Annotated in this window: 7 protein-coding genes; 4 read left to right on the top strand and 3 right to left on the bottom strand. The window is 72.5% G+C overall.

Annotation, left to right across the window (positions count from 1 at the left end):
* Positions 1 to 29 precede the first annotated feature (29 nt).
* Both JS521_RS32065 and JS521_RS32070 read left to right on the top strand, forming a co-directional pair.
* Complete coding sequence (locus JS521_RS32065) at positions 30 to 872, top strand: ABC transporter ATP-binding protein (protein ID WP_205086421.1); 843 nt, start codon at positions 30 to 32, stop codon at positions 870 to 872.
* Positions 873 to 882: 10 nt separating this feature from the next.
* Positions 883 to 1,617 carry an ABC transporter ATP-binding protein gene (locus JS521_RS32070; protein ID WP_205086422.1) on the top strand — a complete coding sequence of 245 codons (735 nt, stop codon included), beginning with the start codon at positions 883 to 885 and terminating at the stop codon, positions 1,615 to 1,617.
* A 60-nt stretch (positions 1,618 to 1,677) separates the two neighbouring features.
* Here JS521_RS32070 and JS521_RS32075 read toward each other — a convergent pair whose 3' ends face one another.
* From JS521_RS32075 to JS521_RS32085, 3 genes are all read right to left on the bottom strand, one after another.
* The gene (locus JS521_RS32075; protein ID WP_205086423.1) at positions 1,678 to 2,895 is read right to left on the bottom strand and encodes an FAD-dependent monooxygenase; all 1,218 of its coding nucleotides are present in this window, start codon (positions 2,893 to 2,895) and stop codon (positions 1,678 to 1,680) included.
* 201 nt (positions 2,896 to 3,096) lie between these two features.
* The gene (locus tag JS521_RS32080) at positions 3,097 to 3,420 is read right to left on the bottom strand and encodes a hypothetical protein (RefSeq protein WP_205086424.1); all 324 of its coding nucleotides are present in this window, start codon (positions 3,418 to 3,420) and stop codon (positions 3,097 to 3,099) included.
* Positions 3,420 to 3,656, bottom strand: a complete 237-nt coding sequence (locus tag JS521_RS32085) for a hypothetical protein (protein WP_239488138.1) — start codon at positions 3,654 to 3,656, stop codon at positions 3,420 to 3,422. Before JS521_RS32085 ends, JS521_RS32080 begins: the two co-directional genes overlap by 1 nt.
* Positions 3,657 to 3,955: 299 nt before the next feature.
* On the opposite strand from JS521_RS32085, the gene JS521_RS32090 reads away from it, so the two are divergent.
* Entirely contained in the window at positions 3,956 to 5,425 is a 1,470-nt protein-coding gene (locus tag JS521_RS32090; RefSeq protein WP_205086425.1) for an aldehyde dehydrogenase family protein, read from the top strand.
* Positions 5,413 to 6,986 (top strand): APC family permease (locus JS521_RS32095; protein WP_372448635.1); only part of this gene is annotated, 1,574 nt, incomplete at its 3' end. The genes JS521_RS32090 and JS521_RS32095, both read left to right, overlap by 13 nt.

Here is a 6,986-nt window from a genome sequence, read left to right on the forward strand (position 1 = left end):
GCCCCGACCCCCGCCGGGAAGGCCTCCCCATGACATCCGCACCGAACGCGGCCGCCCCCGCGGTCCTCGCCCTCGACCGGCTCACCCGCAGGTACGGCACGCTCACCGCCGTCGACGACGTGAGCCTCCGGCTCCCGGCGGGCGCCCGGCACGCCGTCATCGGCCCCAACGGAGCGGGCAAGACCACCCTGCTCAACCTCATCGCGGGCACCGACCGGCCCGACCACGGCACGATCACCCTGGACGGCGCCGACATCACCCGGAAGCCCACGGCCGGACGGAGCCGGCTCGGCATCGCCCGCAGCTTTCAACAGCCCGCGGTGATCGCTGAGTTGTCGGTGCTGGACAATGTCGTGCTGGCGGGCTGGCCGCACCATCCGCAGCGTCGCGGGGCCTGGCGCAGGCCGTCCCGCTACCGGCTGCACAAGGAGTCCGCGGGTCGCCATCTGGAGACGGTCGGCCTGGCGGACCTCGCCCACCGGCCGGCCTCGACGCTCTCGCACGGGCAGCGCCGCATGCTGGACCTCGCCGCCGCGCTGGCGGGAAGACCCCGGCTGCTGCTCCTGGACGAACCGGCGGCCGGGCTGACCGACCGGGACATCGGCCGGCTGCTCGGCATCATCGGCGGTCTGCCGTCGGACGTCGCGGTCATCCTGGTCGAGCACCATGTCGAGGTCGTCGCCGAACTCGCCACGTCCGTAACGGTGTTGGCAGCGGGGAAGGTGCTCGTCAGCGGGCCGACCCAGGAGGTGCTGGCGCATCCCGAGGTCCGCGAGGCGTACCACGGCCCCGGCCCGTCGACGGGCCCGGACGGCCCCCGGGGCAAAGGGATCCCGACCGTCTGCCCGTCCCCCACCGACGCGAGAGGATGACCGACGCCCGATGCTCGAACTCACCGGCCTGACCGCGGGCTACCACGGCGGCACCGTCCTCCACGGCCTCGACCTGGCGGTGCCCGCCGGTTCGGTCCACGCCGTCGTCGGCCACAACGGCGCGGGCAAGACCACGCTCGTCCACACCGTCGCCGGGCTCATGCGCCCGAGCGCCGGAAGCGTACGCCTCGACGGCCGTGAGGTGACCGGGCAGCCGGCCCACCGGGCCGCACGGGCGGGAATCGGGCTCGTGCCGCAGGGCCGCCGGGTGTTCGCCGGGCTCACCGTCGACGAGCACCTGCGGCTCTCCTACCGTCCGCCGCGCCGCGGTGACACGACGCGCCCCAGCGTGTGGACCCCCGCGCGTGTCCTGGAGCTGCTGCCCCGGCTGGGCGAGCGGCGGGGCAACCGGGGTACGGATCTGTCGGGCGGCGAACAGCAGATGCTGGCGCTGGCCCGCGCGCTGCTGGGCTCACCCCGGGTGCTGCTGCTCGACGAGCCGACGGAGGGGCTCGCGCCCGTACTCGTAACGCAGGTGCACACGTTGGTGACCACGCTGGCCGCCGAGGGCATCGCCGTCCTGCTGGTGTCCCCCAGCCCCGCCCAGGCCGTCGAGTGCGCCGGGGCGCTCACCGTCCTCACCTCGGGGCGGATGACGCTGCGCCTGGACGGGGAGGAAGCCCGCGCCGACGCCACCGCCCTGCACGCCGCGCTGGAACTGACGGCGACGAAGACGGGCGTCTGAGGCGCGGGGAAGGCCCGCGGGGCTTCGGGGACGGTCGCCCCCGAAGCCCCGCCCCCGCGCCTACCGGCCCTTCATGCTGTGCCCGCCGAAGCCGCTGCGCCGGTCGGACCCGCTGTTCTGTTCCTGCCACCACCCGTCGAACGCGGCCTGGTCCATGGCGGACCAGTCGGGCGTGTTCTCGACCTGGGCGTCGCCCATCCGGCGGGCGAGCGCGACCATGGCGGCCCCCACGGGTCCGCGCCGGGCGTCGTAGTTCGCCAGGACCTCCTCCCAGCTGTCCCCGGCCACCCAGGCGGCCTCCAGCGCGGTGGCGTCCTGGAGCGCCTTCACGCTGCCGCCGCCGATGTGCGGCCGGGCGACGCTGGCGGCGTCGCCGACGAGCGCCATCCGGCCCGAGGTGTAGTGCGGCACCTCCAGGTCGTAGATGGGCTGGATGAAGGTGGTCTCGGCGGGGGTGCGGAGCACGCGGGCCGCCCAGTACGGCGGGAAGTGCTCGGCGACCAGGGCGCGCAGATGCCCGGTGAGCTCGGAGTTGAGCCGGCCCGGCGGCAGGGAGGTGGGGGTCCGCAGGTCCGGGTGGAGGCCGTCGACCTGCGGAGGCGCGGTGTAGAGCACCCAGTTGAGCCGGTGTCCGCCCGCGCCGTCCGGGATGCGGTAGATCATGCAATGACCGCCGGGGAAGACGATGTTGTGCGCGTCGTTGCCGTCCGCCGGGAGGTCCGCGACGTCCGGCGAGGTGCCGCGCCAGCCGACGTATCCGGCGTACGAGGCGTCCGCGCCGGGGAACATGGCCTCGCGGACGACGGAGCGGTATCCGTCCGCGCCGATCACGACGTCGAAGCGCTCCTGGTGCCCGTCCGCGAGCCGCAGCGTCACGCCCTCGGCGTCCGGCTCGACGCCGGTGACCACGGCCCCGGACCGGTAGGACACCCTCTCGGGCACCCGGCGGCGCAGTTCGCTCCACAACGAGCCCCAGCTGTAGGCGCGGAAGGGGAACGGCTGCTCGCCGATGGCCCGGCCGTGGTCGGCCTCTCCGTCGCGCACACTCCACACCCGCCGGGTCAGCGGCGCCCAGGGCATCTCCGGGGCGACGTACCCGGCGTCCCGCAGCTCGTCGTACCGGTCGCTGTGAAGCGCGATGCCCACGCCTCTGTCGCGGAGTCGGGCGTCGGCGCGTTCCAGAACGGTGATCCGTTCGGCCCCACCGCGCGACGCGGCCAGAGCCGCGGCACACCCCGCTATGCTGCCGCCGACCACGGCGACGCTGCCTCCACGCATGACTGGCACTCCACTCACTCGGTGTTCCGGGTCTCCGGCCGCCGGTCGGAACGCTGGTTCTCGCGACGGCGCGACCGGCGTAAGTCGCGCTGCGTAAGCGACTGTTGAACGACCCGTGACGTCCTGTCAGGGCCCGGTCGGAATCCTATCGAGGACCCGGGCCGCCGGCCCCCGCCCCGGGCCGCCACGGGAGCGCTGCCCTCAGCCGCCCAGGACCCATCTGGTCGCCGCGACCGCCCCGAGAATCAGCGGCGGCGCCAGCCACCAGGGGCCCATCGCGCGCCGCACCGTGGGAGGGGCCACTGTAATGACCAGAGTGATGACGCTGACCGCGATGGTGAGGAAGCACAGCAGTGTGATGGCACCGTGTGCGTCCCTGTCCCAGACCCCCGACGGGCGGATCGTCCACGCCGAGTAGCAGAGACCGGCCGCGAGCAGGTTCAGGATCCCAAGAGGTACGGCCATCACCCAACGCAGGCACCCGTCGTCCTCGGTCGCGTGGATGATGTCCGTGCGGTCGGACATCAGCGCATCGCCTTCCTGGCGTTGGAGAGGTCGTTGTCGAGACCCCGGCCGTGTGCCTGGGCGTCGCTTCCCTCCCAGTAGGGTCCGCCGTTGTACCGCGCGGCGAGTTCCTGATACTGGGCGGGTGCCATCTCCTCTGCGGGCACGTCGACGAACTCACTCTCGGCTTTGATCTGAGCCAGATACTCGGACGCGATGAAGATGTTCTGTCCTGGGTCCTGGAGCGACTCCTCCACACCGAGCGTTGGTGTTCGGTGAGGTTGTCCGGTCGGCCCTCGTGGAGGAAGCCCGCGATCTCGATCAGCAGGTTGGCGTTGCCATTGATCGACGCGTTGTTGTAGTCGAGGGTGCCGCTCTCGGTCGTACCCGCCGGGGCCCCCGGGGCTGGCGGCGCCTGCTCCGATCGGCCCCGCCCGTGCTGCGCACCCGCCCGGCCCCCCTTACCGTCTGTGCTGACGTCGTCGCGCAGGGAGCCGGTCGTCGCCGTGGCCCGCACCCGGTGGGCGCCCGGCCCGCCCCCGTACAGGAGGAGCCCATGCCGGAGCTGTTCATCGATGGCCGGTGGACCGCCGCCGCCGAGGGACGGACGCGGGAGATCCGCTGTCCGGCCGACGGCACGCTGGTGGCCGCCGTCGACGAGGGCGGGGCCCAGGACGCCGACGCGGCCGTCGCCGCTGCCCGGCGGGCCTTCGACGAGGGGGCCTGGCCGCACACGCCCGCCGCCGAGCGGGGGCGGCTGCTGCTGCGGGTGGCGGAGCTGCTGGAGCGGGACAAGGACGCCTTCGCGCGGGCCGAGTCGCTGGACACGGGCAAGCGGCTCGTCGAGAGCGCCTACGACATGGACGACATCGCGAACTGCTTCCGGTACTTCGGCGAGCTCGTCGCGGCCGGGGACGCGGGGCGGGTCGTGGACACCGGGCTCGCGGACGTCGACAGCCGGGTGGTGCACGAACCCGTCGGGGTGTGTGCGCTCATCACCCCGTGGAACTATCCGCTGCTCCAGACCGCCTGGAAGGTAGCCCCGGCGCTCGGGGCCGGCAACACGTTCGTCCTCAAGCCGAGCGAGCTGACCCCGCACACCGCCGTCCTGCTCATGCGGCTGCTGGACGAGGCCGGGCTGCCCGGCGGGGTCGCCAATCTGGTGCTCGGCGCGGGGGGTGTGGTGGGGGCGCCGCTGACCGAGGACCCGCGGGTGGACCTGGTGTCGTTCACCGGGGGGCTCGTGACCGGGCGGCGCATCATGGCGGCCGCCGCGCCCACCGTGAAGAAGGTCGCCCTGGAGCTGGGCGGCAAGAACCCCAACATCGTCTTCGCCGACGCCGACTTCGACACCGCCGTCGACTACGCGCTGATGGCGGTCTTCCTGCACTCGGGGCAGGTCTGCTCCGCCGGGGCGCGGCTCCTCGTGCAGGACGAGCTGCACGACCGGTTCACCGACGAGCTGGTGGCGCGGGCGGGCCGGATCAAGCTCGGCGGGCCGTTCGACGAGGACGCCCGCAGCGGGCCGCTGATCTCCGCCGCGCACCGCGACAAGGTCGAGGCGTACGTGGCGGAGGGCATCGCCGAGGGCGCGGTGCTGCGCTGCGGCGGGGCGCGGCCCGACGATCCGGCACTGGCGGACGGCTTCTACTACCCGCCCACCGTGCTGGACGAGTGCGCCACCTCGATGTCCGTGGTGCAGGACGAGTCGTTCGGCCCGGTGCTCACGGTCGAGCGGTTCCGGGACGAGGACGACGCGGTCCGGCTGGCCAACGACACCGTGTACGGGCTGGCGGGCGCGGTCTGGACGCAGGACGGCGGGCGGGCCCACCGGGTGGCCTCGCGGCTGCGGGCGGGCACCGTGTGGATCAACGACTTCCACCCCTACGTACCGCAGGCGGAGTGGGGCGGCATGAAGCAGTCGGGCTTCGGCCGCGAACTGGGTCCGGCCGGGCTCGCCGAGTACCAGGAGGCCAAGCACATCTGGCGCAATGTCGCGGCGACTCCGCAGCGGTGGTTCGAGTGAGCGGCAGCGCGGGCCCCGAAGGGCGGGCGGTGCCGGACAGCAGCCACGACGACGCCGCGCTCGGCGAGCTGGGCTACAAGCCCGAACTGCGGCGCACCCTCGGCAACTTCCACACCTTCGCCGCCGGGATCAGCTACATCTCGATCCTGACCGGCACCTTCCAGTTGTTCTACTTCGGCGTCAGCTTCGGCGGTCCCGCCTACTGGTGGTCCTGGCCGATGGTCTTCTGCGGACAGCTGATGGTGGCCCTGTGCTTCTGCGAGCTGGCCGCCCGCTATCCGGTGGCCGGTTCGGTCTACAACTGGGCCAAGAAGATGGGCGGCCCGCACGTCGGCTGGCTCGGCGGCTGGATGATGATGACGGCCACCATGGTCACCCTGTCGGCCGTGGCGCTGGCGTACCAGATCACGCTGCCGCAGATCGACGACTGGTTCCAGTTCGTGGGCGACGGAAGCGGCAAGAACGACCAGGCGGCCAACGCCGTGCTGCTCGGCTCCGTGCTGATCCTGTTCTCCACGCTGGTCAACGCGTTCGGCGTCAAGCTGATGGCCCGGATCAACTCCGCGGGCGTCTTCATCGAGCTGATCGCCGCCGTCGCCCTGATCATCTTCCTGGCGGCCCACATCACCCGGGGCCCCAGCTCCGCGCTGACGGAGACGTACGGACTGGGCAGCGGCCAGTCGCTGGGCTACTTCGGCGCGTTCCTCACCGCCTCGCTGGCCTCCGCGTACGTCATGTACGGCTTCGACACCGCGTCCTCGCTCGGCGAGGAGTCGCACAACCCGGGCCGCAACGCGCCCCGCGCCATCCTGCGGGCGCTCATCGCGTCCTTCCTGATCGGCGCGTTCATCCTGCTCTTCGCGCTGCTCTCGGTGCCGGACCTGAAGGCCGAGGAGCTGTCCACCGGCGGACTCCAGTACGTGGTGCTGGCGACCCTCGGCGACACGATCGGGGAGATCTTCCTCTGGGCGGTGGTCGTCGCGATCACGGTCTGCGTGCTGGCCGTGCAGGCCGCCGGGATCCGGCTGATGTTCGCCATGGCCCGCGACAACAACCTCCCCGCGGGGTCGGTGCTCGCCCGGGTCAGCCCCCGGTTCAAGACGCCCGTGGTGCCCGCCGTGGTGATCGGCGTGGTGGGCGTCGTCATCCTGGTCGTCAACATCAACCAGCCGCAGATCTTCTCGGTGATCACCAGCATCGCGATCATCATGATCTACGTGGCGTATCTGCTGGTCACCGTGCCGATGCTGCTGCGCAGGCTGCGCGGCGACTGGCAGCCGCGCGAGGGCGCGTTCTCGCTGGGCCGCTGGGGGCTGCCGGTCAACATCATGGCCGTGCTCTGGGGCACGGCCATGTCGCTCAACCTGGCCTGGCCGCGCGCCGAGGTGTACAACGCGACCGGCCCGCAGCACTGGTATCTGCGCTGGGGCGCGTTTCTGTTCATCGGCGTCGTCGCGCTCGGCGGCTTCGCCTACTACTGGTTCGTCCAGCGGCACCGTACGGGAGTCCTCGCCGAGCACCGCGTCGCGGCCCAGGACGACCCCGCCGCCCCCACCGCCGC

Source organism: Streptomyces durocortorensis (assembly GCF_016901035.1).
GTDB classification, from domain to species: domain Bacteria; phylum Actinomycetota; class Actinomycetes; order Streptomycetales; family Streptomycetaceae; genus Streptomyces; species Streptomyces durocortorensis.